This window comes from Azospirillum sp. FG154 (assembly GCF_057809575.1).
Genome location: NZ_JBMDKF010000028.1, coordinates 1 through 25,320 on the forward strand (window position 1 = coordinate 1; position 25,320 = coordinate 25,320).

The 25,320-nt window shown below is 69.8% G+C and carries 28 protein-coding genes; 25 read left to right on the forward strand and 3 right to left on the reverse strand.

Translation table 11 applies throughout. From position 1 onward, the window contains the following. The 25 genes from ACODS4_RS23585 to ACODS4_RS23705 form a co-directional block, all read left to right on the forward strand. On the forward strand, positions 1 to 2,612 hold a 2,612-nt coding region (locus ACODS4_RS23585), incomplete at its 5' end, for a leucine-rich repeat domain-containing protein (RefSeq protein WP_488868116.1). A 95-nt stretch (positions 2,613 to 2,707) separates the two neighbouring features. Then, positions 2,708 to 3,244: a hypothetical protein gene (locus ACODS4_RS23590; protein ID WP_488868117.1), complete on the forward strand. Its 537-nt coding sequence runs from the start codon at positions 2,708 to 2,710 to the stop codon at positions 3,242 to 3,244. Continuing rightward, the gene (locus tag ACODS4_RS23595; RefSeq protein ID WP_488868118.1) at positions 3,241 to 3,528 is read left to right on the forward strand and encodes a hypothetical protein; all 288 of its coding nucleotides are present in this window, start codon (positions 3,241 to 3,243) and stop codon (positions 3,526 to 3,528) included. The genes ACODS4_RS23590 and ACODS4_RS23595 overlap by 4 nt, the downstream gene beginning before the upstream one ends. 24 nt (positions 3,529 to 3,552) lie before the next feature. Beyond that, positions 3,553 to 4,416, forward strand: a complete 864-nt coding sequence (locus ACODS4_RS23600) for a hypothetical protein (RefSeq protein ID WP_488868119.1) — start codon at positions 3,553 to 3,555, stop codon at positions 4,414 to 4,416. After that, positions 4,416 to 4,634 carry a hypothetical protein gene (locus ACODS4_RS23605; RefSeq protein WP_488868120.1) on the forward strand — a complete coding sequence of 73 codons (219 nt, stop codon included), beginning with the start codon at positions 4,416 to 4,418 and terminating at the stop codon, positions 4,632 to 4,634. The genes ACODS4_RS23600 and ACODS4_RS23605 overlap by 1 nt, the downstream gene beginning before the upstream one ends. Before the next feature lie 16 nt (positions 4,635 to 4,650). Beyond that, the gene (locus tag ACODS4_RS23610; RefSeq protein ID WP_488868121.1) at positions 4,651 to 6,369 is read left to right on the forward strand and encodes a hypothetical protein; all 1,719 of its coding nucleotides are present in this window, start codon (positions 4,651 to 4,653) and stop codon (positions 6,367 to 6,369) included. 15 nt (positions 6,370 to 6,384) lie between these two features. Beyond that, positions 6,385 to 6,807, forward strand: a complete 423-nt coding sequence (locus ACODS4_RS23615) for a hypothetical protein (RefSeq protein ID WP_488868122.1) — start codon at positions 6,385 to 6,387, stop codon at positions 6,805 to 6,807. Further along, on the forward strand, positions 6,807 to 7,127 hold the full coding sequence (locus ACODS4_RS23620) for a hypothetical protein (RefSeq protein WP_488868123.1): 321 nt from the start codon (positions 6,807 to 6,809) through the stop codon (positions 7,125 to 7,127). Before ACODS4_RS23615 ends, ACODS4_RS23620 begins: the two co-directional genes overlap by 1 nt. 16 nt (positions 7,128 to 7,143) lie before the next feature. Continuing rightward, entirely contained in the window at positions 7,144 to 7,407 is a 264-nt protein-coding gene (locus tag ACODS4_RS23625) for a hypothetical protein (protein ID WP_488868124.1), read from the forward strand. A gap of 63 nt (positions 7,408 to 7,470) precedes the next feature. Then, on the forward strand, positions 7,471 to 9,342 hold the full coding sequence (locus ACODS4_RS23630; protein ID WP_488868125.1) for a hypothetical protein: 1,872 nt from the start codon (positions 7,471 to 7,473) through the stop codon (positions 9,340 to 9,342). Next, on the forward strand, positions 9,342 to 10,751 hold the full coding sequence (locus ACODS4_RS23635) for a hypothetical protein (protein WP_488868126.1): 1,410 nt from the start codon (positions 9,342 to 9,344) through the stop codon (positions 10,749 to 10,751). The genes ACODS4_RS23630 and ACODS4_RS23635 overlap by 1 nt, the downstream gene beginning before the upstream one ends. Beyond that, a complete protein-coding gene (locus ACODS4_RS23640; RefSeq protein WP_488868127.1) occupies positions 10,748 to 11,539 on the forward strand; it encodes a hypothetical protein in 792 nt (263 codons plus the stop codon). Before ACODS4_RS23635 ends, ACODS4_RS23640 begins: the two co-directional genes overlap by 4 nt. A 47-nt stretch (positions 11,540 to 11,586) precedes the next feature. Beyond that, a complete protein-coding gene (locus tag ACODS4_RS23645; RefSeq protein WP_488868128.1) occupies positions 11,587 to 12,711 on the forward strand; it encodes a hypothetical protein in 1,125 nt (374 codons plus the stop codon). Continuing rightward, positions 12,708 to 13,334: a hypothetical protein gene (locus ACODS4_RS23650; RefSeq protein WP_488868129.1), complete on the forward strand. Its 627-nt coding sequence runs from the start codon at positions 12,708 to 12,710 to the stop codon at positions 13,332 to 13,334. The genes ACODS4_RS23645 and ACODS4_RS23650 overlap by 4 nt, the downstream gene beginning before the upstream one ends. Continuing rightward, on the forward strand, positions 13,318 to 14,421 hold the full coding sequence (locus ACODS4_RS23655; RefSeq protein WP_488868130.1) for a baseplate J/gp47 family protein: 1,104 nt from the start codon (positions 13,318 to 13,320) through the stop codon (positions 14,419 to 14,421). The genes ACODS4_RS23650 and ACODS4_RS23655 overlap by 17 nt, the downstream gene beginning before the upstream one ends. Beyond that, positions 14,421 to 15,941: a hypothetical protein gene (locus ACODS4_RS23660; RefSeq protein ID WP_488868131.1), complete on the forward strand. Its 1,521-nt coding sequence runs from the start codon at positions 14,421 to 14,423 to the stop codon at positions 15,939 to 15,941. Before ACODS4_RS23655 ends, ACODS4_RS23660 begins: the two co-directional genes overlap by 1 nt. Continuing rightward, positions 15,938 to 16,327, forward strand: coding sequence for a hypothetical protein (locus ACODS4_RS23665; protein WP_488868132.1), 390 nt, complete (start codon positions 15,938 to 15,940; stop codon positions 16,325 to 16,327). The genes ACODS4_RS23660 and ACODS4_RS23665 overlap by 4 nt, the downstream gene beginning before the upstream one ends. A gap of 78 nt (positions 16,328 to 16,405) precedes the next feature. Then, complete coding sequence (locus ACODS4_RS23670; RefSeq protein WP_488868133.1) at positions 16,406 to 16,888, forward strand: hypothetical protein; 483 nt, start codon at positions 16,406 to 16,408, stop codon at positions 16,886 to 16,888. 10 nt (positions 16,889 to 16,898) lie between these two features. After that, complete coding sequence (locus ACODS4_RS23675) at positions 16,899 to 18,842, forward strand: DUF4815 domain-containing protein (RefSeq protein WP_488868134.1); 1,944 nt, start codon at positions 16,899 to 16,901, stop codon at positions 18,840 to 18,842. A 12-nt stretch (positions 18,843 to 18,854) separates the two neighbouring features. Beyond that, entirely contained in the window at positions 18,855 to 20,054 is a 1,200-nt protein-coding gene (locus tag ACODS4_RS23680; protein ID WP_488868135.1) for a hypothetical protein, read from the forward strand. Between the two features lie 11 nt (positions 20,055 to 20,065). Further along, the gene (locus ACODS4_RS23685) at positions 20,066 to 20,263 is read left to right on the forward strand and encodes a hypothetical protein (protein ID WP_488868136.1); all 198 of its coding nucleotides are present in this window, start codon (positions 20,066 to 20,068) and stop codon (positions 20,261 to 20,263) included. Positions 20,264 to 20,273: 10 nt separating this feature from the next. Next, positions 20,274 to 20,642 carry a hypothetical protein gene (locus ACODS4_RS23690; protein WP_488868137.1) on the forward strand — a complete coding sequence of 123 codons (369 nt, stop codon included), beginning with the start codon at positions 20,274 to 20,276 and terminating at the stop codon, positions 20,640 to 20,642. Positions 20,643 to 20,654: 12 nt separating this feature from the next. After that, positions 20,655 to 21,023 carry a hypothetical protein gene (locus ACODS4_RS23695; RefSeq protein ID WP_488868138.1) on the forward strand — a complete coding sequence of 123 codons (369 nt, stop codon included), beginning with the start codon at positions 20,655 to 20,657 and terminating at the stop codon, positions 21,021 to 21,023. A gap of 14 nt (positions 21,024 to 21,037) precedes the next feature. Continuing rightward, positions 21,038 to 22,741, forward strand: a complete 1,704-nt coding sequence (locus tag ACODS4_RS23700; RefSeq protein WP_488868139.1) for a hypothetical protein — start codon at positions 21,038 to 21,040, stop codon at positions 22,739 to 22,741. A gap of 3 nt (positions 22,742 to 22,744) precedes the next feature. Next, entirely contained in the window at positions 22,745 to 23,344 is a 600-nt protein-coding gene (locus tag ACODS4_RS23705; protein WP_488868140.1) for a DUF4376 domain-containing protein, read from the forward strand. Here the strand turns inward: ACODS4_RS23705 and ACODS4_RS23710 are convergent. From ACODS4_RS23710 to ACODS4_RS23720, 3 genes are all read right to left on the reverse strand, one after another. Further along, positions 23,320 to 23,874: a hypothetical protein gene (locus ACODS4_RS23710; RefSeq protein WP_488868141.1), complete on the reverse strand. Its 555-nt coding sequence runs from the start codon at positions 23,872 to 23,874 to the stop codon at positions 23,320 to 23,322. The genes ACODS4_RS23705 and ACODS4_RS23710 overlap by 25 nt on opposite strands. Beyond that, entirely contained in the window at positions 23,864 to 24,772 is a 909-nt protein-coding gene (locus tag ACODS4_RS23715) for a hypothetical protein (protein ID WP_488868142.1), read from the reverse strand. The genes ACODS4_RS23710 and ACODS4_RS23715 overlap by 11 nt, the downstream gene beginning before the upstream one ends. A 155-nt stretch (positions 24,773 to 24,927) precedes the next feature. Further along, the gene (locus tag ACODS4_RS23720) at positions 24,928 to 25,155 is read right to left on the reverse strand and encodes a hypothetical protein (RefSeq protein WP_488868143.1); all 228 of its coding nucleotides are present in this window, start codon (positions 25,153 to 25,155) and stop codon (positions 24,928 to 24,930) included. Between the last annotated feature and the right edge of the window lie 165 nt (positions 25,156 to 25,320).

Here is a 25,320-nt window from a genome sequence, read left to right on the forward strand (position 1 = left end):
AGGTCAGCGATCTGGCCCCGCTGGCCGGATGCGCAACACTCCAGACACTCCACTGCTCCGTCACCCAGGTCAGCGATCTGGCCCCGCTGGCCGGATGCGCAACACTCCAGACACTCCACTGCTCCTTCACCCAGGTCCGCGATCTGGCCCCGCTGGCCGGATGCGCAACACTCCAGACCCTCCGCTGCTCCAACACCCAGGTCAGCGATCTGGCCCCGCTGGCCGGACGCGCAACACTCCAGACACTCAACTGCTCCTACACCCAGGTCCGCGATCTGGCGCCGCTAGCCGGATGCGCAACACTCCAGACACTCAACTGCTCCTTCACGCAGGTCAGCGATCTGGCCCCGCTGGCCACCTGCACGGCGCTGAAAACACTCGACTGCTCTGGCTGCCAATTGCGGTCTCTGCCGGCGGAGGTTCTCAATCTTCCGGCGCTCTCCTGCCTGCTGTTGATTGAAAGCCGCGTGGTCGGCATGCCGCCAACCGGGGTGCTTTCCACGAACCAACTCGACAATTGCCTGGATCGGGTGCGCGCCCATGTTGCCGATCTTGCGGCGGGGGCGGAGGCGATTCTCAGCGTCAAGCTTTTGCTGCTGGGCAATGGCGGGGTCGGCAAGACGCAGATCGCCCGCAAACTGACCGGCCAGCCCTTCGCCCCCGACTGGGATTCCACCCACGGGATCGAGGTTGGCGGCGTCGTTCTGCCGGGCGATCCGGCCATCCGGCTGCGCATCTGGGATTTCGGCGGTCAGGACATCTACCACGGCGCCCACGCCCTGTTCCTGACCAGCCCGGCCATCCTGGCCGTGGTCTGGACCACGGACAGCGAGGGGCGGGACACCCACCGCTGCGGCGGGTTGGAGTTCCGCAACCAACCGCTGCCCTATTGGATCGATGTCGCCCGCCACCAGGGCCACCCGGACAGCCCGCTGTTGATCCTTCAGACCCAGTGCGACCAACCGGGCGACGACGCCCGGCGCTTTCCCCTGCCGGACGCGCAGTTGGACGCTCTGCCCTACGTTCAAACGCGCTGCGTCAGCGCCAAGACGGGACGCGGTTTCGCCAGCGTGATGGAAACCCTGTCGGACGCGGTGGCCTGGCTGCGCGCGCCCGAACGGCTTGGCCAGCCGCAGATCGGGGCCGGTCGCCTGCGGGTGCAGCGCCGGTTGGAGGCGCTGCGCGACGCCGACCAAAGGCTGCCCGCGCGCGCGCGCCGCCATCGGCTGCTGAGCCTGGACGAGTTCGCGGCGATCTGCGCCGAGGAGGGCGGGGTGTCGGCGCCCGAACATCTGTTGACCTATCTGGACGCCGACGGGACCATCCTGTACAAGCCCGGCCTGTTCGCGGATCGCATTGTGCTGGATCAGAATTGGGCGTTGGAGGCGGTCTACGCGGTGTTCGAGCGGGCGAACGGCGCCCTGACGGAGATCCGTCGGGCGAACGGCCGTTTCACCCAATCCCTGCTCGCCCGCCTCGTCTGGCGGGAGCATGAACCGGCCGAGCAGGCGCTGTTCATCGACCTGATGCGCTCCTGCGGCGTCTGCTTTCTCCATCGTCGTTTCAACGATGGAACGGACGAGATCGCCGAGTACATCGCGCCCGACCTGCTGCCGGAACGCGCCGCCGTCGCCGACCGTCTGGCCGGGCGGTGGGAGGAGGGACGGGCGGGCGAAACGGCGCGGTTCCATTACCCGCTGCTGCATGGCGGGTTGATCCGAACGATCATGGCGACGGTGGGCGAACAGGCGGGGCCGGACGCCCTCTATTGGCAAGGCGGTTTGTGGGGCTATGAGGCGACCAGCGGCAGCCGGTTGCGCATCGAACAGACCATGACCGGCCCCTGGCAGGGCGACATCACCGTTCGGACCCAGGGCGGACGGGCGGCGGAGTTGCTGGACCGCCTCATCGGTTTGGTGGAAGGGGCGCAGCATCGCCTGGGCCTGCGCCCGTCGGCGATGGAACGCTCGACAATGATGAACCCGACGTCGGAGACAACGGACATGCGTTTCGCCCAAGAGAAACCGGCCCAGCCGGAATGGTATGTGTCCTACGCCTGGGGCGACAAAACGCGCGCGGGGAAGGCGCGTGAAGAGGTGGTGGACCGGCTGTGCGCCGCCGCCGAGGCGCGTGGGCGCAAGATTCTGCGCGACAAAGAGGTTCTGGGGCTGGGCGACAGCATTTCCGCCTTCATGCGGCGGATCGGCGGCGGCGACCGCGTCTTCGTCATCCTCAGCGACAAATATCTGCGCTCGGCCCACTGCCTGTTTGAACTCAGCGAGATTTGGCGCACCAGCCGACAGGAGGGGGCGGATTTCCTGGACCGGGCGCGCGTCTTCGCCCTGCCCGACGCGACGATCTGGACTCCGCTGGATCGGGTGAATTGGGGGGTCCATTGGAAGAAACAGCATGACGCGCTCGACGCCATCGCGCGCGAGCATGGCGTGGGCGTTCTGGGTGAATCCGGCAGCGCCGAACTGCGGCTGACGCAGCGTTTCTACACCCAGGTGACGGACATTCTGGCGACGCTCACCGACATCGTGCTGCCCCGCAGCTTTGAGCAGTTGGAACAGTATGGCTTCGGCGAGGATGACGCGGCGGGATCGCCCTGACGGATCGCCCTGGACTTGCGCCAGAACGCGTTGCGCGGCGGATGATGGGGTGATATTCCTAGGACTGAAAACCATCACGACCGACGGGGCAGGCCATGGAACCGACGCTGATCCGGTGCGACCGGCGCGCCTTGACGCTTTCCCGCGAGAGTTGCGCCGCGTCCTGGCGGGCGGCGGAGCGCAAACGGCCCGATCCGTGGGAAGGCCGCTGGCATTGCCGGGCCTGCCCGGTCGGCGCCGCCCACGCCGGACGCCCGCAGGCGGAAACCGCCATGGTCGTCGAATCCCTTCAGCGCGTCTGCCCCCGCTGCGGGCGGCGCGCCATGCGGATCATTCAGGGCCGCCTGTGCGTCAGTTGCTACAACCGCGAGCGCGAGGTGTTGAAGGGGCGCAACGCCAAGGGCGGCGTGCCGCAATTGACCGCCGTCCTGCATGATGAAACGGTTCTGATCGTCCGCGACGGGCTGCTGTTCCGCCACACCCTGCGCCGCGTCACCGGGGCGACCGAAGCGATGCTGACGCTGGGCAAGGCCGCCACCGGCGCCCTGCTGTTCTCCCGCCCGCCCGCGCCGCTGGTGGCGCGCCCCCGCGCCGCCCACACGGCCCCCCGCCAGTTGGAGTTGGCGCTGTGAGCGGCGGTTGGAGCTTGACCCCGCATTGCTGCCGCCATTGCGGCATCGGGCGGGTGTTGGAGCGCGAGGGCCTGTTCCGCTGCGCCCTGTGCGGGGTGGAGGCCAAGGGCCGGGTCGCCGCGCTGTGCGCCTGCGGGGTCCAGGGCTATCGCTGCGCCGCCAACCCCGCCCGCAGCGCCGCCAACCCGTATGAGTTTCTGCCGCGCCTGAGCGCCGCCGCGCCGTCCAAGGCCCGGCCCGCCGCCGATCCGCCGACCGACGGCCTGTTCGCCTCGCCCCGTTGATGGTCGTGACGGCATCGTGCCGTCATGAGCATCACGCACATCCACCCCCTGCCGATCGGCAACGCCCTGCGCCTCGTCATCACCCCGCCACGCGGGGCGGACTGGTGGCGCGTGCTGCGGCGAACCGCCGACGCCTTCACCGGCCCCGACGATCCGGGCGCGGTTCGGGTCGCCGACCAGTGCGCCGACAACGCCCTGCTGGACGACGCGGGCCTGGTCAACGGCGTCCCCTATGTCTACCGCGCCTATTACCGGGTGGGGGAGGGCTGGACCGCCTCCGGCCCGGCGGTCGGCGTCGCGGCGGCGACCTATCGCGGCGAAGGGCCGGACGCGCCGTCGATCCTGCGCGACCGTCTGGCCGCCGGGCTGGCGGTGGAGGTCGGGCGCGGCGCGCTGACCCCGGCAAGCGGCGCGGTCCCGGTGATTGCGGCCCCGCTGGCGGCGGTTCCGACCATCGCCTTTCCCTGCCTGTCGGTTCGTCTGGACAGCGACGCCCCCGCCGAACGCGGCCTTGGCGACCTTCCCGCCGCCGACCGCCGCGCCCCGGAGGATGGCTGGCCTGAGGACGGCTGGATTGAATCGGAAGGCTGGTTGTCGCGGGTGCGCATCAGCGTCGTCGGCGCCAGCCGGAACGCCGACGAACGGTCGGCGCTTCGTCAGGCGATCCGCCGCGTCGTCGTCGGAAACCTGCCGGTCTTCGCCGCGCATGGCCTGTCCGAGTGCGAATTCACCCAACAGGACGGCGAGGATCTGACGCGGACCGACGGGCCGCTGTTCCTGACCACCGGCAGCTTCGTCTGTCTTGCCCCGACCCTTGTCAGCGACGCGGTCGGCGCGATCACGGACGTCGACGCGACCCTTTTCACCTCTGGCATGGAGCCAACCTGATGGCCAAGACCGACACCACGAAAACCGCTGCGGCTGGGGCCGAAGCGTCGGAATACCCCGTCACTCTGGACGAATTTTGCGCGCGCTTTTCGGCGACGGACAAGCGCGTCGAGCTGATCGCCGCCTTCCACCAGGACGAGGAGTCCGCCGGACGCCGCGTCGATCTGGAAGGCAATTACAGCAACCGCCTCGCCGCCTTCGCGGCGCGTCCGGTCTAACAGGGAGGTCGCGGCTATGGCTTCGCGTTTGTTTTTCTCCGGTCGGCTGTGGACAACCCCGGCCACCATGTCCACCATCGACGACACCGCCATGCAGCCCAAGGGGCTGACGGTCGGCAACATTCTGGCCCTGGTCGGCAAGGCCGACGGCGGCCAGCCCAACGCCGTCCTGAAATTCGGCGCCCCCGACGAGGCGCGGGCCAGCTTGCGCGGCGGCGAGCTGCTGGACGCCGTGCTGGCGGCCTTTGACCCGTCGGCGGAAACCAACGCCCCATCGACGGTGGTGGCGGTGCGCGTCGGCCAGGCCACGCAAGCGGCCCTGGCGCTGAAGGACGCCGCCGACGCCACGGTCGTCACCCTGCTGTCCGACGATTACGGCCAGGGCGCCAACCGGATCAAGGTCAAGATCGAGGCCGGATCCGCCAAGGGCAAGAAAATCACCACCCAGATCGGCGCCGATTACCGCAGCGCCGACAACATCGCCCGCGACGCCCTGACCGTGCGTTACAACGGCGCGGGCGCGGCGGCGACGCTGGCCGTCGCCCCGGCGGCGGTGACGCTGACGGTGGACGGCGTGGCCACCGTGATCGAGCTGACCGACGGGCTGACGGTGGGCCAGCTTGCCGACCGCGTCGGCGCGACGCCCGGCTTCGCCGCCGCCGCCGCCCCCGGCTCCGAAGACCGCCCGGCCCTGAACGGGCTGGACAGCCTCGCCGCGCAGAACGTCCAATCCGCCCCCGTCACCGTCACCGCCCATCTTCAGGCCGTCGTCGATTGGCTGAATTCGACGGCGGAGGGCTACGTCACGGCCACCCGCCCGCCCGGCGTCGGCGCGGTTCCGGCCAACATCCCCTGGACCTATCTGAGCGGCGGCGTCAGCCCGGCCCCGACCATGGCCGATTGGACCGAGGCCATCGCCGTTCTTCAATCCGCCGACGCCCAATGGATCGTGCCCTTGACCGGCGATCCGGCGATTCACGCGGCGGCGGACGCCCATTGCGCCTACATGAGCGCCGTCGCCCGCATGGAGCGCCGCTGCCTGGTCGGCCCCGCCGCCAACACCAGCCTGTCCCTGGCGCAAACCCTGCCCAAGGCGCTGAACAGCGACCGGACCAGCCTGGTTTGGCCCGGTCATTACGCCTATGACGCCGCTGGCAAGCGGGTTCTGCGCGCGCCCTACATGACCGCCGCCATCGTCGCGGCGGCCTTCGCCGGGGCCAATCCCGGCACGCCGCTGACCAACAAGAGCCTGAAGATCCGGGGGCTGGAGTTCACCCCGCGCAACCCCACCGACACCGACGACCTGATCCAGGCCGGGGTACTGTGCCTGGAAGACACGCCGTCGGGCTTCAAGGTGGTCCGGTCGGTGTCCACCTGGCTGGTGAACGACAATTACAACCGGGTCGAGGTGTCCACCGGCGTGGCCGCCGATTTCGTCGCCCGCAACGTCCGCAACGCGCTGGACGTTCTGCGCGGGGCCAAGGGGTCGCCGATCCTGCTGTCCCGCGCGGTGTCGATCGCCGAAACCACCCTGCGCGAGCTGGCGCGGCCGGAACCGCAAGGGCCGGGCGTCATCGTCGGCGACGCGGCCAACCCGGCTTACAAGGGAATCGCCGCCACCCTGGACGGCGACGTTCTGCGCGTGCAGTTCCAATGCTCGCCGGTGGTTCCCGTCAATTTCATCCCTGTGTCCATCGCGGTCGTGCCCTATTCCGGCGCCGCCGCCGCCGCGTAAGAAGGACGGCCCGCCATGCGCGAGAACTTGCAAACCCATTCCGGCAACCGGATCGTCGTCGAATTTGACGGCAAGGTGATCGGCCTCGTCCAATCCGTCAAAATGGCGGACAGCTACCCGATGGAGGAAGCCGTCGGCATCGGCGACATCCATGTTCAGGAATATGTGCCGACCAAGGCCACGCACATCCTGACCGTCAGCGCCCTGGTGATGATGCGGCACAACATGCGCGACGCCGGCGTCGCCCCGCAGAACGGCGACGACGTCCTGCGCGGTCTGGTGTTCGACCTGTGCATCTACAGCAAGGACAGCGGCCGTCTTCTGCGCAAATACATCGGCTGTTCGTATGAAAGCGGCGACACGACGATCACCGCCAACAAGATCGTCGCGCAGACCGCCACCCTGAAGGCCCTGGACGTCGTGGGGACCAGCCTCTGATGAGCAACCCTGACCGCAGCTATCCGGTCAGCGTGGACGGCGTCGGCGACTTTGTGTTCCGACGCCGGATCATGCGCGACCAGTTCCGCATCCACGCCGAAACGACGCGCATCCTGGGCGGGCCGGTCAACGACGCGACGCTGTGGAACAGCGCCGCCGCGATGGCGACCATCGGCGTTCTGATGGTGTCCGGCCCCAGCCGGGATTGGAACGTCGAAACGCTCGACCCGCTCGACCCCGACGACGTCGCCACCCTCTACAAGGTGCATGGGAGGCTCCTCGACGAGGAGGAGACCTTTCGCCGAACGTCTCAGCCGTAACGCGCGGGCCTGGGGATTGGAACTCAGCGAAACCGTCGAGTTCCATTTCCGCCGCCGCTACAATCTGTCGCCCACCGACCCGCGTTTCCTCGACACCGGCCAGGACGACATGCTGATCGACTGGTGGGCGCATCGTTTCCTGGATGATCCCCGGCTGAAGGACGAGGTCGTCAACCCCGATTTCGACGCCGAAATCGCGGCGTTGGAGCGGGCGGCGGCGGCGGACGGCGACGACGGGTCCGCCGGGTGGGACGAGATCGCCGCCGACCATTACGAATGATCGGCGGCGCCCTTCCGTCGTGACGGCAGGATGGCCCATAGCCTCACCGCATGGGCCACCGCCGTGTCCGATCTTTTTCCGATGTCCCTGGACGCCGAGGGCGTCGCCGCCGCCCTCGACCGCGTCCGCGCCGCGATCCGCCAGTCCGGCCAGGACGGCAAAGCCCTGTCCGACCTGGATCCGACCCACCCCGCCCTGCGCGACGTCGCGGCGGACCTGCCCCGCCTGCAAGACCAGTATGAGGCGCTGCGGCGGCTGCGCCCCGGCGGAACCGCCGCCGCCCTGCGCGCCATCGACGCGGCGGACTGGTTGAGCTGGCACGACCGCCACGCGGCGGCCTTCCCCGACGACGACGACGCCCGGCGGCGGCATCTGGTCCGCGTGGGCGGCCACATCCTGCGGGGAAGCCGCCACGCCGCGCCGCCGCAGGAACCGGGCCTGACCCCCGCGCCCGCCGCGCCGCCGCCCCCGCTCGCCCGCCGGACGGCGGACGCCCCGCCGGACGACGCGCCGTCCCCGCCGACGGCGCCCGCAAGCGGGCTTGAAGCCGCCGCAAACCAGCAGGCGGCCCGACCGATGGGCCAACAGGCGGGCGTGACCCTCGCGCCCATCGGCGGCGACGGCGCGCCCGGCCATGCGGCCACGCTGGACCGGGAGCGGGCGGCTTGGCCGACGATTCCGGCGGTTCCCACGGCGCAAGCGGCGGGGGAGGGCGGGACGACGCCCGTTCCCGCCCCGCCTGAGCGCTCCGACCCGGCCCGTTCGCCCCCGATGGTCGCGCCGCCAATCGACGCGCCGCCGCGCCGATCCGACGACGACCCGCGTCATCCCGCGCCGATCCCACTCCCCCCTGCCCTTCCCGTCCCGCCCGCGACCGCCGCCACCGCCACCCCGGCCCTCGCCCCCGTCATCGGGCGGATCGGCGCGGCCTCCCCCCGCGCGGAGGCGGGCCGCCGTGACGCCAGCCCGTTCGGCGCGGGCGGGTTCGCCCCACGGGAACCGGCGACCGTCGGTCGCGCCGCGCCCTGGTCGGCCCCCCCTGCCCTCTCCACCCCCGACCCGACCGGAACGGCGGGCGTCCGATCCGGGGGCGGCGTCAGCCGGTCGCCCGCCCTCCCCTCTCCGGTCAAGCCGCAGGCGGGACACGCGGCGGCCCCGTTTCCGCCCCTGCCCGCGACGCCGCGCGCGACGCCCCCGTTCACGCCCGCGCTTTCGGTCGCCACGCCCCTCGACCCGTCCTTGCCCCTGCCGGACGCTTGGTCGTCGCCGACGCGCGGCGTCGGCGCCCTCCCCGCCCCCCGCCCGGACGCCTCCCTTCTGAGCCATGCGGAGGGACGCGCGCCGGTCGCCGACAGCCCGACGACGCCCGGCGATGGCGGATGGCGGCTTGGCCCTGCCCCGGCGCGTTCCGAGGGGAGCGGTCGGGAGGAGGGCGGCCCCGCGCCCGCCCTCCTCCCGCCATCCATCCTCCCGTCATCCCTCCTCCCGCCCGCCCTCCTCCCGCCCCTCGTCCCACTGACGACGCGAGAGCCGCCGCCCGCCCCCGACCAAGCCGCGCGTTCCGGGCCGCTGTCCGGCGCCATCCCGCACAACGATGCGACCGCCACAACATCGGCAACTTTAGGTGTTGTTTTTCCAAGCCGCGCCCCGCAACCCGCCACGCCCATCGGGCGGGCGGGCGTCGCGGCGCTCGCCGCCCCGACGCTGTCCGCCCCGAAGGACCACGCGCCCAGTCCGCCCCGGCTGGAAGGGCCGCCGGTCGGCACGCCGATCCCCGGCGGCGACCGCAACATCCGGCCCCAACCGGCCATGGACCTGTCTTTCAGGATCGATCCCCTGCGCATCGTGCATGAAGGACCGAATGGAGAGGTTTTGAACGTGGAACATCGAACCGTCGCCCCGATCCGCCCGCCGCAGCCCTGGGGGGTGGCGTGATGCCCGTCCGCACCCACGCCCCGCGTGTCCAAGTTCGCCTCGTCAAGCTGGTGGCCCGCCGCGACGGCGTGGCGGAGCGTTTCGCCGCCGCCGCCCGCGATCTGGACCTGACGCCTTATCTGGGAACCGCCGGAGACGTCACGGTCAACACGTCCCTGCTGGACGGCAACGGCAATTTTTCCATCACCGTCGCGGATCGGTCCCGCGACGGGCAGGACACCGTTTACGCTCTGGCCGAACCGATGGATCTGGTGGAAATCCGCGCCAGCCGAACCCCGACGGGCGACGGCCCGCTTCCCCTGGTGATGCGCGGCTTCATCGATTCGGTGCAGCGCGCCGAATCCGTGGGCGAGGATGGCGCGGTGAACCGCGCCGTCACCATTCAGGGCCATGATTGCGCGAAGCTGTTGCAGATCACCGCCGCCCGCCCCCAATCGCGCCAACCGGGAAGCGAGCCGATCCTGTCGGAACTGATGCTGAGCAGCAAAGACGGGATGGCCGCGCGGGTCATGCCGGTGGTTTCCTTCATGGAGACGATCATCACCCGCGTCGCCAACCCGGCGATCCAGGCCCTGTTCGCCGTGGAAGGCAAAACGCTGCGCCCCTTCCGGCTTGACGCCGGGGCGGTGGACGGCGCGCTGATCCCCGGCATGACGGCCCCGACCGAAGAATCGGTCTGGACCCTGTTGAACGCGTTCGTGGATCGTCCCTGGAACGAGCTGTTTGTCGAGGATGAGGAAAGCGGCCCGGTCCTCCGCTTCCGGCCCACGCCCTACAAGGACGTCGACGGGCGTTTCATCATGCCCGGCGCGCGCGATCCCGGCGTGGTCGCCCTGTCGATCGACGACGTGGCGTCCTGGTCGGCGCGGCGCGGCGACGCGAACGTCGCCAACTGGTACGTCGTGCCGCCGGGGCAGGCCGCCGCCCTGACCAACAACGCCGTCAACCAACAGACCGTCCCCGGCCTGGACGACCGCGACCACCCGAACGCGCGGCTGGAGCTGTACGGGCGCAAGGCGATGAAGCGGGACACCGCGCTTGGCCCGATCATCGCCCTTTCCCCCACCGCCGCCCCGGCGGCGGAGCGCATGGCCCTGGCCGACCGCCACATCGCGTGGCGCCGGACCCGCGCCGAACAGCTCAAAGCCATGAACCGGGACAACAGCGTCTTTGAATCCGTGACCGCGACGGTCAAGGGCAGCGAAACGCTGAAGATCGGGCGGCGTCTGCGGCTGACGCGCGGCGGCCTGACCATGGAGGGCTACATCACGACCGTCGCCCACACGATCAAGCCTTTGCGCGCCTGGACCACGGCCCTGACCCTGGACCGCTGCACCGGATTTCTGGAGCGCTCCCGCCGCGCCGACCCGCCCTATCGGGCCGAATTCCTTGGAGGACCCTACCGATGACCCTGCGCGTCGCCCAGGTGGTCGCCGTTCACCCGTCCCGCCGCCGCGTCGATCTGGTGTTTCTCGACGATGGTTGGCGGGTCGCCAACGCGCTGGTCGCCGCCGGAACCGCCAGCTCCGACAGCGGAAGCTGGGACGTTCCCGACGTGCCCCGCCCCGCCAGCGAGGCCGACGCGGGCGGTTACAGCCGCAACGGGCGCAGCCTGCTGGCGCTGTGCGGCTTTCTCGACGGGGCGCCGGTCGTCGTCGGTTGGGTCAACCCGCTGGCCGGGGAAATCGGCTTCACCGAACAGAATCGCGAGGTGCGGCGCCACCCGTCCGGCACCTGCTGGACCATCGCGCCCGACGGGTCGGTGGAGATTTTCCATTCCGGCGGGGCCTATCTGCGCATCGGGTCGGGCGATCACGAGGATCTGGCGGGCAAGGCGGCGGGCGGTTGGACCCCGCCCGCCAACAGCCCGGCGCGCATCACCCTGGCCACGACCGGCTTCAGAATGACCGTCGCCCCCGGCGGAACCGTCGCCATCGAGGCCGAGGAGTCCGTCACCCTGACCACGCCGACGCTGACCGTCGCGGCGCCGCAATCGACCTTCACCGGGGCGGTGACGGTGAACGGGCGGCTGACCTACCAGGGCGGCCTGTCCGGGTCGAGCGGCGACGGCGTCGCCGCCGCCATCCAGGGCGACGTGACGGTGGCCAACGGCGACGTCAGAGCCGACGGCGTCGGGCTGAAGACCCACACCCATCCCGACGCGCAGGGCGGCGACACCGGCGTCGGGGCCGGGTGATCGCCCGAGGCGCCCGCCCCGCCCGGTCGTGACGGCAGGATGCGGGCATGGCACCTGAACCCCAAAAACACCGCAAGATCGGCTTCTATCTGGACGGCGGCGGTCCCGCGACGAGCTGGACCTTCGCCATCCGTCCCGAGGAGCTGAATCGTCAGGAACCCTCGCGCCTGACCGTGCAACCGACGCTGGGCGGCGCCTGGGCGGACACCGCCGGTCGGGACGTCTCCACCATCACGCTGGACGGTCACACCGGCTGGCGCGACGGGGCGGGGCGGTTTGAAACGCTGCGCGCGACGGTGTTCAAGGACTGGCATGACCGGCGCATCCTGGCGGCGGCGCGCGGGCAGGATCCCGACGACGTCGCGCTGTATTTCGCCGACACGCTGGACCGCGTCACCGCCCTGGTCGCGCCGAAATCCTTCGCCTTGAAACGCTCGAAAGCCTCGCCGCTGCTGATGCGCTACAAGATCGAGCTGGCCGTTCTCGACGATGTGGGCGAGGGCGAGGGCGAACCCGCCTCCGCCCCCGACGCCATCACCGGCGCGCTGTTCGATCCGCTGCGTTGGATGGCGGCGCGGCTGGGGCTGGAAAAGCTGGTGGCGGAAATCGGCGTCATCATCGACGACGTCCAGCGCCTCTACGCCGACGCCGCCGACGCGGTGACGCAGATCTGCGTCTTCATGCAGAGCTGCGCCCAACGCGCGCTTGACGCCGTGGACGCGGTGGAGGGCGGCGTCGACCGCCTGACCGCCCCCTTTCTGGAGACGGTCCAGCGGCTGGCCGAAGCGGCGCGCAACGGCATCGGCGCCTTGGCCCGCGTGCAGTCCGCCAGCCCGGTCAAAAGCGCGCTGATGCGCGCCGCCAGCACGATGAACGACATCGCTTGCACCCTCGCCAACGGCTTTGGCGTGTCCCGCCAATTCGCCAGCTATGACGATCTGTATGGCGCGTCGAGCTGCTCGTCCACCGGCGGCGGGCGGGGCTGGTCCACCTTCGCCGAAGAGGGAAGCAACCCCTTCCACAGCCTGTTTCCGCCGGTCGCCGCCCGGCTGACCCTGTCCACCAGCGGCCGCGACGCGCTGGACACCCTGCGCCGCGACCCCCTTGGCCTGACGCCGACGACCGCCGCCGCCGCGCTCGCCGCGCTCGCCGCCGGAGCGACCCTTCCATGAGCTGGACCAAACCGCTTCCCGGCTGGCGCCGGGTCGAAACCCGCGTCGGCGACAGCCTGCCGACCATCGCCGCCCGCGAGTTGGGCGACGCCGCCCGCTGGCCGGATCTGGCGCAGATCAACGGCCTTGTCCCGCCCTACGTCACCGACGACCCCGCCGAAGCCGGGCCGGGCGTTCTGCTGTCGGGCGACCCGATCCAGATTCCCGCCCCCGCCGCCCCGCGCGCGGGCGTGACCGACGCCGACGATCCGTTCGGCCAGGACATCGCCTTGACCAACGGGCGCGTCACCGCGACCGACGGCGGCGATTTCCGGCTGGTGGCCGGGGCGGCCAATCTGAATCAGGCGCTGCGCCACGCGCTCGCCACCGATCCCGGCGCCTTGCCGCGCCACCCGCGTTACGGATGCCGGGCGCGCGCGTTGATCGGGCGCGGCGGCGACGCCGTCAACAACCAGCTTGCCGCCGCCTTCGTCGCGCGCGCGCTGCGCGCCGACCGGCGGATCGCCCGCGTCGTCAACGCGACCGCCGCCGTCACCGGCGACGCCCTGTCCGTGGAGGCCACGGCGGTCGCCGCCGACGGCAGCCCTGTTCCCGTGAGGATGACCGATGCCCTTTCAAATTAAGGACTTCCTTTCAATCGTCGCCGGGATGGTCAACCACATGCGGACGACGTCGCGGGCGATCACCGATTTCAACGTCGGCTCGGTCGCGCGCACGATGATCGAGGCCCCCGCCGTCGAAATCGACGAGCTGTACCAACAGATGCTGGCCGGGCTGGTCGAGGGGATTCCGACGGCGGTCTACCGCTCCTTCGATTTTCCGTTGCTGCCCGCCGTCGCCGCGTCGGGGCTGGCGCGCTTTTCCGCCCCCGCCGGGCACGCCGACGCGGTGGTTCTGCCGGTCGGGGTTCGGGTGGCCAGCGACAGCGCCGTCGAATACCGCACGGTCGAGGCCGCCGTCATCGCCGTCGGCCAGACCAGCGTCGAGGTGCTGGTGTCGGCGGTCGCGCCGGGAAGCGGGGGCAACGCCCTGCCCGACGCCGTCACCCGGCTGATCTCGCCGATCAGCGGGGTTTCCGCCGTCACCAACCCCGCCGCGCTGAGCAACGGGCGCGGCGCGGAGACGGAGGCGGAACGCAAGCTGCGCTTCGCCGAATTCATCCAAAGCCTGGCGCGCGGCACCGTCGGATCGCTGATCTTCGCCGCCAAGGCGGCCAAAGTGACCGACCCGACCGGCGCCACGACGTTGGAGCGCGTCGCGCGGGTGGCGGTGCGCGAAGGGCCGGGCCATGTCCGGCTCTACGTCCACAACGGGGCGGGCGCCACCTCCGCCCAGCTTGTGCGAGCGGTGACGGACCGGATCGAAGGCGGCGAGGATCCCGCGACCGGGACGATCACCCCGGGATACCGTCCGGCGGGAATGCGCGTGGACGTCGAAGCGATGACGGAAATCCCGGTCGCCGTCGCCATCCGGGCGCAGGTTCCGGCGCTGCGCCAGACCGAGGAGACGCGCGGGCAGGTGGCGGCGGCGCTGTCGCGCGTCATCCGCGCCACCCGCAGCGGCGGCGAGCTGCGCCCCCTGGATCTGGTCAACGCCACGCTGGCGCTCGCCGGGATTCAAGGGGCGGAGATCGCGCAGCCCACCCTGTCCGTCCCCTGCCCCGCCAGCGCGGTTCTGGTTCCCGGCGCCATTCTGGTGGAGTGGGTCTGATGATGCGGACCCGGCTTCTGTCGCGGCTGCACCGCGTCTTCAACCCAACCCCGGAGACCGCGCCCGCCTTGCGTCTGCGGTCGCCCGGCGGGTTGCGGTGGCGGATCGCCGACGACGCCCTGACCGTCGCCCGTCCCGGACAGCCCGACCTGACGACGCCGCTGGCGGGCCTGACCATCGCCGCGTTGGGAAATCATCTGGCGGCGGCGGGCGTCGCGGTCGCCCTGCCCGACCCGGCGCTTGAACGGCTGGGGGCGTTGGCGCTGCTGCCCGGCGCGGGCGACCAGGACGCCAGCGACGGCGACCGCCTCGACGCCTATGGCTCCATCCTGTGGAGTTGGGCCGACGCGGTGGGGCGGGCGCTGGACCGCGCGAAGGCCGACATCGGGCAGGCGCTGAACCAATTGACGGTTCCCACGGCCGACGGCGAATGGCTGGATCTGTGGGGAAGCTATTTCGGCGTCGCACGCCGCGCCGACGAAGCGGACGCGGCCTTCGCCGAACGGATCCTCCAGGAACCCCGCCGCCCCCGCTCCAACCCCGCCGCGATGCGCGCCAACATCCGCCGCGCCACCGGGGCGGAGGTTCGCGCGCGCGAACCCTGGCGGGAAATGATGACCCTGGGCCGGTCCCGTCTGAGCGGCGGCGACAAGCTGCCCGACGGGCGGGAATACGGCTACCACACGCTTCAACTGGTTTCGCGCCGGTTCGTGGATTGGGACGCCGTGACGCGCGAGGCGGAGGCCGACCGCCCCGCCGGAACGCGGCTGCTGCCGCCCGTCACCATCCCGCCGCCCTTCGGCGTCGTCGCCGACGCGGGCGTCGCCGCCGGGCTGGCGCGCCATGACCTGTGGTCCGGGCGGGCGCAGGATTCCGACGGCCAGATCATCGGGTACAATTTCCGCCCGTCGGCGGGCTTCGTCCGCCGCAACCCGGCCTTCGCCATCTTCGACAATTGGTCGGGCGAGGCGGACGGCCTGCCCGATCCGGCGGGTTTCGGGCCGACGCGGACGGTCTGCAAGGGCGAAATCATCCTCAACGTCCAGGGGCCGTTGGGCGGCCTGCAAGCGCGCCTGCCCGGCCGCCGCCGGGTCGAACGCGGCGCGCCGCTGACGGCGTCCGGTTCGGCGCGCCTGTCCGATCACCTCTGGCGGCTGGTCGCCGAGCCGGTCGAGGAGTGGCGGGTGGACCGCCTGCCGGTCGCCAACCCCGCGCCCGATTACCCCGGCCCGCTCCGCTTGGCCCGGCTGGAAACCCGGTTCCTGACCGCCGCGCGCGACGACGGGAACGACAGCCCGATCGGCTGGGAGGACACCCACGCCCTGGCGGTCCCCACCCTGTATGGCGACGCCTGGGTCGCGGGGTGGGACGAACGCCGGTGGGGCGCCATCGCCTTCGTCGGCCCGGATTTCTCCAGCCCGCGCGTCACCGGCCTGACGCCGGACACCCTGGCCAGCGGAACGGGCGAGCCATTCGCCGACGCCGACGGCGCGCCCTTGCGCATTGAGAGGACCGTATGATTTCGATTGCAAGCCTGCCGGTCGCCGACCGCCTGACCGGCGATGAAAAGCTCCTGATCCTGCGCGACGGGCAAGCCATGCTTCTGGCCTGTTCCGACGCCGCGCAGGCGTCCCCCGACCTGATCGCCGACGCCGCCGGATCGCCGCTCGACCAGGGGCGCGAGAGCAAGCGCAAGGCGATGGCCGCCGTCGCGGCGGCGCGGCGGCTGAGGGCGCACGCGCAACACGCCAGCGTCCTGTCCGGCATGCCCGGCGCGCTGAGCCTTCCCGGCGTGAAGACGGAGTTCGACAACGCCCTGGCCGCCATCGCCAACCGTTTGACCGCGCTGACGGCGGCGGTGGACGCGGCGGCGACCCTTGAAGACCTCGACGCGATCACATGGTGACGCACGGCGCCCCGTCGTGACGCCATGGTCGCGTGACTGGCGCGCCTGTCACGGGCGCAACTCTGGGAGACGACCTGCATGGCCATCCTGACGACCAGCGGACGCACGGCGATCGCCGTCGCGCTCGCCGCTCAACCGATTCATTTGGCGTGGGGGACCGGCGACAGCGCCTGGGACGCCGCCCCCGAAGCCGAACCAACCGCCGCCACCGCGCTGGTCAACGAATTGGGACGCCGCACCGTCTCGGCGCTGAAATATTGCACGCCGGATCCGGCGGGCGAAATCGACGTGCCGACCGGGCGTTACCGCGAGACGGCGGAGCCGTCCAACCACCTCTATGTCCGCTTCAACTTTGAATACGCCGACGCGAGCGCGGCGAAAATCCGCGAATTGGGCGTGTTCTCCGGCGCCGCGCCGAAAAGCGGCCTGCCGCCCGGACAAACCTATTTCGCCCCGACGGAGCTGGAGAAAGCCGGCACGCTGCTGGCCTTGCAGCGCATCCCGGCGATCACCCGTTCCCCATCCACCCGCCAGAGCTTCGAGCTGGTGCTGACGCTGTAAGGACACCGCGATGGCCATCCAACTGCAAGATTACTACAGCCGGTACGGAACCGGACGGCACGGCGATTACGAACGCGTCCTCTACCGCACCGGGCGCGTGGTGCAAGGCGCGGAGCTGAACGAAACGCAAGAGGCGCAGATCGACCGCGTCCGGCGCATCGCCGACGTGCTGTTCAAAGACGGGTCGATCATCCGCGACGCCCGGATCGTCGTCAATCCCAACAGCGGGGCCGTCACCGCCGAAAGCGGCGCGGTCTATGTGCGCGGCGCCGTGCGCGGCCTGCCGCCCGCCACCTTCGTCATCGCCCTGTCCGGCACGGTCCAGATCGGCGTCTATCTGCGCGATCTGGTGGTGACGGAGCTGGAGGATCCCAGCCTGCGCGATCCCGCCCAGGACGTGTTGAACTACAGCGAGGGCGGGGCGGCCCGCCTGCGCGTCGACGCCCTTTGGGGCTTCCAGGGCGACGGCCAGAGCGGCGAATTCTATCCGGTCTACACCGTCGTCAACGGCGTGATCCTGTCCAAGGAGCCGCCGCCGCAGATCGACGGCGTGGCCGTGGCCATCGCCGATTATGATTTGGCCTCCACCGGCGGCAATTACGTGGATTCCGGCCTGCGCCTGACCCTGCTTCCCGACGTCGACGGCGATCAGGTCTATTCGCTGGCCGAGGGATCGGCCCGCGTCAACGGGCGCGCCGTGCGGTTGGCCCACGCCCTGCGCCTGACCCAAGCGGCCACGCCCGACCTGAAGGAGGTCGTGGCCGAACCGCACGCGGCGGCGGGCGGCAGCGAGCGCGTCACCCTGAACCATGGCCCCATCCACGCCGTCACCCAGGTGACGATCACCGTCGAACGCACCGTCACCCTTCAGCATGGCGGCTTCGCCGGGGCCGCCGACGCCCTGCCCGACAGCCCGGTCATCGCCCTGGCGTCGGTGACGCAGGGCGCCGTCACCTACGTCCAGGGAACCGATTACAAGCTGACCAGCGACAAGGTGGATTGGAGCCTGACGGGGGCGGAGGTCGCCCCCGGCTCGACCTACAGCGTCACCTACCGCTGCATCAAGACGGTCACGCCGACGGCGGTGGACGCCACCGGCCTGACCATTTCCGGGGCCGTGCCCGGCACGCTGGTCAACACCACCTACAAATGGCGGCTGCCGCGCGTGGATCGCCTGTGTCTGGGGCCGGACGGCTCCACCACCTGGATCGTCGGAACGCCGAGCGAAACGACGCCGTCGATCCCGAACGCGCCGTCGGGCTTGCTGCCCATCGCCTCGGTGCTGCAAAGCTGGGACGCCAACCGCAAGATCGTCTCCGACGCCACGCGCGCGGTGTCGATGTCCCAGCTTGAAGCGATGCAGACGCGCATCGACACCCTGTTCGCGCTGGTGGCCACGCAACAGCTTCGCGTTGACGCGACCATCGCCGACCCGGCGGCGAAAAAGGGCGTCTTCGCCGATCCGTTCCTGGACAACGACCTGCGCGATCCGGGTCTGGAGCAGGACGCGGCGGTCATCAACGGCGAACTGATGCTGCCCATCGAGGCCGCCATCATCGACCCCAAGGGATCGGCGCGCGTCACGCTGGATTATGAGCTGGACGAGGTTCTGGCCCAGACCAAGCGCACCGGCTCGATGCTCATCAACCCCTATATGGCCTTCGATCCGATTCCGGCCACCGTCACGCTGACGCCCGAGGTGGATTTCTGGACCCAGATCCAAACGCAATGGACGGGCGACAGCACCACGCGCTTCATCCAAACCGGGCACGTCACCAGCAGCAGCCACGTCGAATGGACGTCCACCAGCGTGTCGGAGGAGGTGGTGGGAAGCGCCACCACGCGGCTCGAACATCTGCGTCCGATCACCGTCGCTTTCACCATCAAAGGGTTCGGCCCGAACGAGATCCTGGACAAGGTCACGTTCGACGGTCTGGACGTCACGCCGGTCTGAGGGGATTGAGCCATGGCAAAGTTGCAAGCGAACGCGCAAGGCGAACTGACCGGATCCTTCGCGATCCCGCCCAACGTTCCGGCGGGCGCCAAAAAGGTGTCCTTCCAGGGGGCGGGCGGCTCCCACGGCGACGCGGCGTTCACCGGGCGCGGCTCGATCACCGTGGAGCAGCGCCGCCGGATCGTGACGATCAACGAATACCACGTCGATCCGCTGGCCCAGACCTTCACCCTGACGGCGGGGCGCCATCTGGCCGCCATCGACCTGTGGTTCACCGCCAAGGGCGGGGCCAAGCCGGTCTATGTCCAGATTCGCGGCGTGTCGGTCGGCATCCCGACCAGCGAGGTTCTGGCGCAGGGCGTCATCGCCGCCGCCGACATCCGGTTGGGCGGCGCGCACACCCGTTGCGCCTTTGATCCGATCTGGGTCGAGGCCAACAAGGAACACGCCATCGTCGTTCTGACCGACGATCCGGGGCACGCCCTGGCGGTGGCCGAATTGGGCAAATACGACCCGGCCACCGGCTGGGTCACGCAGCAGCCCTATCAGGTCGGCGTGTTGCTCTCCAGCTCCAACGCCAGCACCTGGACCCCGCATCAGGACCGGGATTTGGCGTTCCGGCTGCACGCGGCGACATTCACCAGCCTGACCCGCACGGTCAATCTGGGGATGATCTCGGCGGCGGACGCCACCGACATCATCGCCTCGGCCACCGTGGAGCGCCCGGCGGCGGACACCAACGTGGAGTTCGTGTTCACCCAGGACAATGGCCGCCAGATCCGCGTCGGCGACGGCCAGATCGTCACCCTGACCGAACCGCTGACCGGCGCGCTGGGCGTGTCGGCGGTGCTGAAGGGGTCGGCCCTGCGGTCGCCGGTGCTGTATCCGGGCGCGCAAACGGTGCTGGGCAAGCTGAAGGAAACGGCGACCTACATCAGCCGCGCCTTTCCCTGCGGGGCCAATTCCAAAGTCACGGTTCTGCTGGACAGCCTGACGCCGGGAACCAGCGCCGTGAAGGTCGAGGTCCGCAAGGACGACGGAACCTACGTCACGGTTCCGCTGAGCGCCGCCGCCCCGTCGGGCGACGGTTGGGAGGAGCGCGCCCACGTCCTGACCGGCTTCACCGCCGCCACCACCCGCATCCGCGTCACGCTGTCCGGCACGGCCCTGTACCGCCCGAAAGTCAGCAAGCTGCGCGCGGTCGTGACCTGATGATCGGGGGCATGATGACCGATGATCCCAAAGACGAACGGTCGGCGACGCGGGGCTACCCGCTTCCCCACCCCGACAACCGCCTGCGCGACGACGTCGCCCGGCTGCGAACCGCCACGGCGATGGTGGACGCCGACATGACGGAGACCCGCCGCCGCCTGCTCACCATCGAAGACGCCCTGTTCCTGGGTTTCCAGGATCTGGTTTAGGGGAAACGACATGCCCTATGCGACCACGCCGGACCTGACCGGCGCCATCAACGCCATCAAGGCCAAAACCGAACAGGTCGTCACCGGCCTGACCGATCCCAAGGAGATCGCCTTCCTCGCCAAAAGCGTGGAATCCCTGACCGGCTCCGTGACCATGCAGCAGGTCAAGGACGAGGGCGGTCTCCAAGTGGGCAACCTCCAGACGGCGGGGACCAGCGCCCTCAGCGCCCTGGCCGCCGCCCGAACCGACGCGTTGGACGACGTGGGAACAACCCGCGACGCCGCCATCGCGCAACTGAACAGCCTGTTGGCCACCGGCGCGGCGACCATGACGGACGCCGCCGCCGAAGAGGCCATCGCCCTTTCCCTGGTGCTTTAGGAGCAGCCGCCCATGGCCTCGACTTTTGACCGCAAGGTGTCCACGCCCGGAACCACCCTCGCCGACGCGACCAACCTGGGCGACAGCGCCGTCGTCCAGGTTCCGCCCGGCAAGCAATGGGTGCTGATCGGTTGGATCTACACCAACAAAAGCACGTCGGCGAATTATCTGCTGGAAGCGGCGTTGCTGCGGTCCGGCGGCGTCGCCGGAGCCGACGAGGATTTCCAGGTCCGGGATTTTTCCCTGCCCAAGGGATCGAAAATCAACCTGTTGCCGAACGGCGAGCGGATGATTTTGAAGGCGGGCGACCGCATTCGCCACAAATTCGGCAGCGCCACGGATGGGCGGATGATCCTGTCCTATCTTGAACGCGCGGCCTGAGGAGGGACGCCCCCATGTATGACCGCAACAACGGCCTTTTGGTGGACGGTTGGCAAGGCGCGCGCGGCCTTCTGCACAGCGGCGGCGCCCAAATGGCTCTTCCGACGCAGGCCACTGGAGACGTGCAGGGGGCCTATTCGCTGCAAGAGGCGCTCGCGCTGCGCGATCGTGGCCACCTGCCCTACACCCCGGCCTGGGGCGGCCTGTCGGGAACCGTCAAATCCCCGCTGGTCAACGTCCATCCCAACACCACGGTTGGTCTGTATTATTCGGATGTCCAGTGGACGACGGACGGGCGGATGATCCTGAATCCCAACGTCAACGCCAATCTTCAGATCCAGGTGATCGACTTCAGCGGCGACACGCCCGGCGTCAAGATCGACATTCCCACGCCCACGGCGATTTCCGGGGCGCCGGGCGGCCTGTTTCTGGAGGCCAACGGCGACGTTCTGACCGTGACGCACAGCCACAGCCAGGCCAAAAAACAGTTCGTCTGGTGGCGGTTGAACGCCGACAACAGCCTGACCGAACTGCGCCGCGCCAGCTTCGATTGGACCGGCTACACCCCCGCCAATTTCAGCGCCGCCATCGACGCCCGCGTCCTGGATTGGACCATGATGCGCCCGCGCAAGGTGGCGGAAAACCTCTACATCGTCATGCAGGGCTACAACGGCGTCGGGTGCTTTCATCTGTTCGAGTATGACGGCGCGACCGGGATGATGCGATACCGCGACGGCCGCCAGTTCTACCCAAACGGAACCAACTACAACTGGGCGGGCGCCTTTCTGTTGGACGTGATGCAGGTGGCCCCGCAAGCCTTCCTGTACCGCATGTATCAGCTCAACTGGGACAACTCCGGCAATCAGGCCCGCTACTGGGGGGCGCTTTCCGTCAACCCAACGACGAAGAAACTCATGGTCTCCAGTTACCCTTACGGTTGGGGCGGCGGAACGAACAGCGCCAACTACATGGACCAGCGGTTCAACCGCATCGACGCCCGGACCTTCGCCGTCATCACCAACCGCGTTCGCAGCGACAATGTCCAGGACACCTATGTGCAGATCGGCAAATTCACCGCCGATTACAGCGGTTGGGATTGGTTGATGGATGACCCGGACTCCATGCAGTCGGCGGCAAGCCGCTTCCTGACGATGTATCGCAACGACGAAGGAAGCAGTCATCGGGCGCGGCACACCGATCTGACGGTGATCTCCTCCACCGCGTTCGCCTTGGCTTATTTCAAGGCGAATGTGCAAAATCTGGGGGCCAACCTGAAAAGCACGCGGCTGTGCGTGCGGCCGGTGTGGTTGAACGCGGCGGGCACAGGCTGGGTGTGGGGGCAGGAATACAGCCTGCCGGTCCGCTGGTGGCGCACCAGCTACGACAGCAACAACAGTTTCACCAACGCGCTGTATGTCGGCGAAACCGACAGCGACGGCGTCGCCCCCATCATCACGATCTATAACGCCTTCGCCGGTCTCGGGGCGGCCGGCTACAAGTGCGACTACACGACGGTGCGGTTCCGCCAGAACGCCGACAATTCGGTGGAGGTCACGACGCCGAACAGCGAACCCGTGGAGCTTTTCACCGGCGTCAACAACGCAAGCCCCGACGTCTATCAGGTGGGCGACCAGATCAAACGCCTGCCGGACGGCAGCGCCGTGTTTTTCTTCGGGGTGGGCGGCCCCGGCTACGCCATCAAACTCAGAAAGGGCTGAACCATGCTGGTTCTGACGCATATGGACAGCGGCGCGGTGGTCCACACCGCCCCGGACGACACCCCCGCCGCCTTTGGGGCCGACGGCCTGATGATCGGGGACACGCTGTTCCCGTGGGCGACGCCCGACACCGCCGTCTTGCATCGGGACGCGCCGGATCCTGACGTGCCGTTGACCGGCGACACGCTCTATGACGGCGCGGTCTGGTCGCTGCGGACCGAAGGCCTGCCGGCGCTGCGGTTGCGGCGGGTGGCGGAGGTGGAACGGTTGAAGGCCGACAAGCTGGCCGTTGGCGTCGTCCACAACGGCCACCGCTTTCGCCTGACCGCCCAAGACCGTACGGACATCGGCGGCGGCGTCGCCCGCGCCGCCCTGGCTTTGCAAGGGGCGGCGGATTGGCCGGACACCCGCGTCTGGATCGACGCGGACAACGCCCTGATGCCGGTTCCGACGGCGCAAGCGATGGTGGCCTTCGGTCTGGCGGTGGACGCCGCCTATGAGGCCATCGTCCTGCGCGCCCGCCAGCACAAGGACGCCCTGTTGAGCGCAGGGCTTGTCTCGGTCCCGGCGGTGCGGGATTACGACATCGCCGCCGGTTGGTGACGGTCCCCCGGGCCGTCCGCCGTCGGTCGGCCCGGCCCGGTTCCCGGAATGCGCAGGGCGATTCCGGCCTCCGCCAGAATCCGGCGCACGCGGTCCTGGGCCGGGGCGCTGCGGTCGATGGGGGCGGGGAAGGGCGGGAGCGGGGCGGGGGAGGGCGGCGTTTTCCGCCCGACCGCCGCCGGTCCGGCTTGGCCGCCCGCCTGAACGATGGCGGCCAGCCGCTGGCGTCTCACCCGCAATTCGGTGCGATGATCGTCCAGAACGTCGCACAGCTCCTTGTAACCGGGAAAGAAGGTGAAACGCCGGGCCGCCTTGCGCAGCGAGGCCGGGGTGAAGCAGGCCTCGGGATAGTCCAGGCTGACGGCCAGGGCGTCCACCCGCTGGCGGGCGTCTTCCAGCGTCATGACGCCCGCGACCAGCGGGGCCAGATCGATCAGCCATTGCCGGACGCGCGACGACGGCGCGACCGATTCAGCGGCGTCCATCGCCGCCAGGGCGGCGGCGGCCTCCGCCCGCAGGTCAGGCGACACGGACGGCGGCGGCGTCCAGATCGAAGGCCGTTCCGTCCCATCCGGCAACACCTCCACCCGGCTTTCCAGGGCTGAGGCCAAGCTCCTGTTCGCGGAGTTCAAGCAGGCCGTTGCGGCGGCGCGGCGGCTGGACAGAGGAACGATGTCGGTCATGGGCGGTCTTCCGGTGTTTGAGGGCGGCTTCGATCCAGGCGACGGGACCAACGACGGGGGGCGATTGGCTTCGGCAATCGGACATCACGACCAGCACATGGTCGGCGCCATACACGGCGCACCAGCGGCCAATCAGGGCGCGCAGGCCGTTGGCCGCCTTGCCGCTGGCCTGCGACAGCCACGCCAAGCCGTCGCCCCAGACCAGTTCCGCGTCGGTCGGCGCGGTGGGCGCTTCACGGCGCGCGGTCGCAAAGGCGTCAGCCTTTGTGGATGGTTCCGGGTCGGGTTCAGGTTCTGGGATGGGCAAAGGGTTTGGAAACCGTTTGGCGTACCGTTCCAGGAACCCGTCGGGAAAGCGTTCCCGGCAGGGCGACAGCGCGCGCAACAGCGCGTCGGCGAAGGGCACGGAGGCGGGCACCTGTTCCAGCATCCGCACGCAAGCCTTGCCGACATTGCCGTTTTCAATCTCGTTGTGGCGCAGGTAATTGACGATCAACGTCCAGCCCGTGCGGGGGCAGCGGCGGGCGAAGCGGGCCTCGACCAATTCGCCAAAGGCCCGCTCCACGCGCGCCCGCTCCCACCCCACATCGTCGGACACATAGCCGCTGGGCAGCCGGTAGCACCCGACCGCGTTGGCGTGCGGGCTGGTCAGCAGATACAGCGCCAGCAGCTTTCCATCGTCGCTGAGCGACGCGACGCGGTCGTCGGTCCAAAAGACCGTCCGCACCTTTCCATAGTCTCTCACCGCGTCCTCCCTGGTTGCGCGCCCAACAGACCGCCGCCGCCCGCCAATCGACGCGCGAGCGCGGCGTCCGGCGCCGCGCGTCGCCGAAACTCTGCGCCCATGGCGCGCCTCCTTCATTGTCGGACATTCTGCGCCGCGTCCTGCGGCCCGGCCCGTCAGCCGGGCGGCGACCGCAAGCCGCCCGCGCGCGGCCAGGAACAGGGCAGGGGAGGGAAGGTGGATCGGCTGGCGGACAGGAACAATGTCTTGTGTTCGTCGTCCCCCGGCCATCGGGCGTCGGCCATCGGGCCGCCCGAACGGTTGAAGGCCCGAACCGGCGGGCTTCCTGAATTTCTATCCGCTGATTCGCAGCCTTCGCCGCCCGCGCCCGCCGAACCCGTCACGACCATCCTCCCGCCCCGCCGACGGGAAAACCAGAACACGACAGGAACAAAATCTCAAGCGCGCCGGGTCAAAATTTGCAAAAAGCGGGCGCGCCGCAGCGCGTGGGACCGTCACGCCCGAAACGCTGCGACGTCACAGCTCGCCGAAAAATTGAGTGACAAACA

Excerpts from the sequence above, each read along its gene's own strand:
- ACODS4_RS23590 (WP_488868117.1), top strand. The coding sequence starts at position 2,708 with ATGGAACCGACGCTGATCCGGTGCGACCGGCGCGCCTTGACGCTTTCC.
- ACODS4_RS23600 (WP_488868119.1), top strand. The coding sequence starts at position 3,553 with ATGAGCATCACGCACATCCACCCCCTGCCGATCGGCAACGCCCTGCGC.
- ACODS4_RS23605 (WP_488868120.1), top strand. The coding sequence starts at position 4,416 with ATGGCCAAGACCGACACCACGAAAACCGCTGCGGCTGGGGCCGAAGCG.
- ACODS4_RS23610 (WP_488868121.1), top strand. The coding sequence starts at position 4,651 with ATGGCTTCGCGTTTGTTTTTCTCCGGTCGGCTGTGGACAACCCCGGCC.
- ACODS4_RS23615 (WP_488868122.1), top strand. The coding sequence starts at position 6,385 with ATGCGCGAGAACTTGCAAACCCATTCCGGCAACCGGATCGTCGTCGAA.
- ACODS4_RS23620 (WP_488868123.1), top strand. The coding sequence starts at position 6,807 with ATGAGCAACCCTGACCGCAGCTATCCGGTCAGCGTGGACGGCGTCGGC.
- ACODS4_RS23635 (WP_488868126.1), top strand. The coding sequence starts at position 9,342 with ATGCCCGTCCGCACCCACGCCCCGCGTGTCCAAGTTCGCCTCGTCAAG.
- ACODS4_RS23640 (WP_488868127.1), top strand. The coding sequence starts at position 10,748 with ATGACCCTGCGCGTCGCCCAGGTGGTCGCCGTTCACCCGTCCCGCCGC.
- ACODS4_RS23645 (WP_488868128.1), top strand. The coding sequence starts at position 11,587 with ATGGCACCTGAACCCCAAAAACACCGCAAGATCGGCTTCTATCTGGAC.
- ACODS4_RS23650 (WP_488868129.1), top strand. The coding sequence starts at position 12,708 with ATGAGCTGGACCAAACCGCTTCCCGGCTGGCGCCGGGTCGAAACCCGC.
- ACODS4_RS23655 (WP_488868130.1), top strand. The coding sequence starts at position 13,318 with ATGCCCTTTCAAATTAAGGACTTCCTTTCAATCGTCGCCGGGATGGTC.
- ACODS4_RS23660 (WP_488868131.1), top strand. The coding sequence starts at position 14,421 with ATGATGCGGACCCGGCTTCTGTCGCGGCTGCACCGCGTCTTCAACCCA.
- ACODS4_RS23665 (WP_488868132.1), top strand. The coding sequence starts at position 15,938 with ATGATTTCGATTGCAAGCCTGCCGGTCGCCGACCGCCTGACCGGCGAT.
- ACODS4_RS23670 (WP_488868133.1), top strand. The coding sequence starts at position 16,406 with ATGGCCATCCTGACGACCAGCGGACGCACGGCGATCGCCGTCGCGCTC.
- ACODS4_RS23675 (WP_488868134.1), top strand. The coding sequence starts at position 16,899 with ATGGCCATCCAACTGCAAGATTACTACAGCCGGTACGGAACCGGACGG.
- ACODS4_RS23680 (WP_488868135.1), top strand. The coding sequence starts at position 18,855 with ATGGCAAAGTTGCAAGCGAACGCGCAAGGCGAACTGACCGGATCCTTC.
- ACODS4_RS23685 (WP_488868136.1), top strand. The coding sequence starts at position 20,066 with ATGATGACCGATGATCCCAAAGACGAACGGTCGGCGACGCGGGGCTAC.
- ACODS4_RS23690 (WP_488868137.1), top strand. The coding sequence starts at position 20,274 with ATGCCCTATGCGACCACGCCGGACCTGACCGGCGCCATCAACGCCATC.
- ACODS4_RS23695 (WP_488868138.1), top strand. The coding sequence starts at position 20,655 with ATGGCCTCGACTTTTGACCGCAAGGTGTCCACGCCCGGAACCACCCTC.
- ACODS4_RS23700 (WP_488868139.1), top strand. The coding sequence starts at position 21,038 with ATGTATGACCGCAACAACGGCCTTTTGGTGGACGGTTGGCAAGGCGCG.
- ACODS4_RS23705 (WP_488868140.1), top strand. The coding sequence starts at position 22,745 with ATGCTGGTTCTGACGCATATGGACAGCGGCGCGGTGGTCCACACCGCC.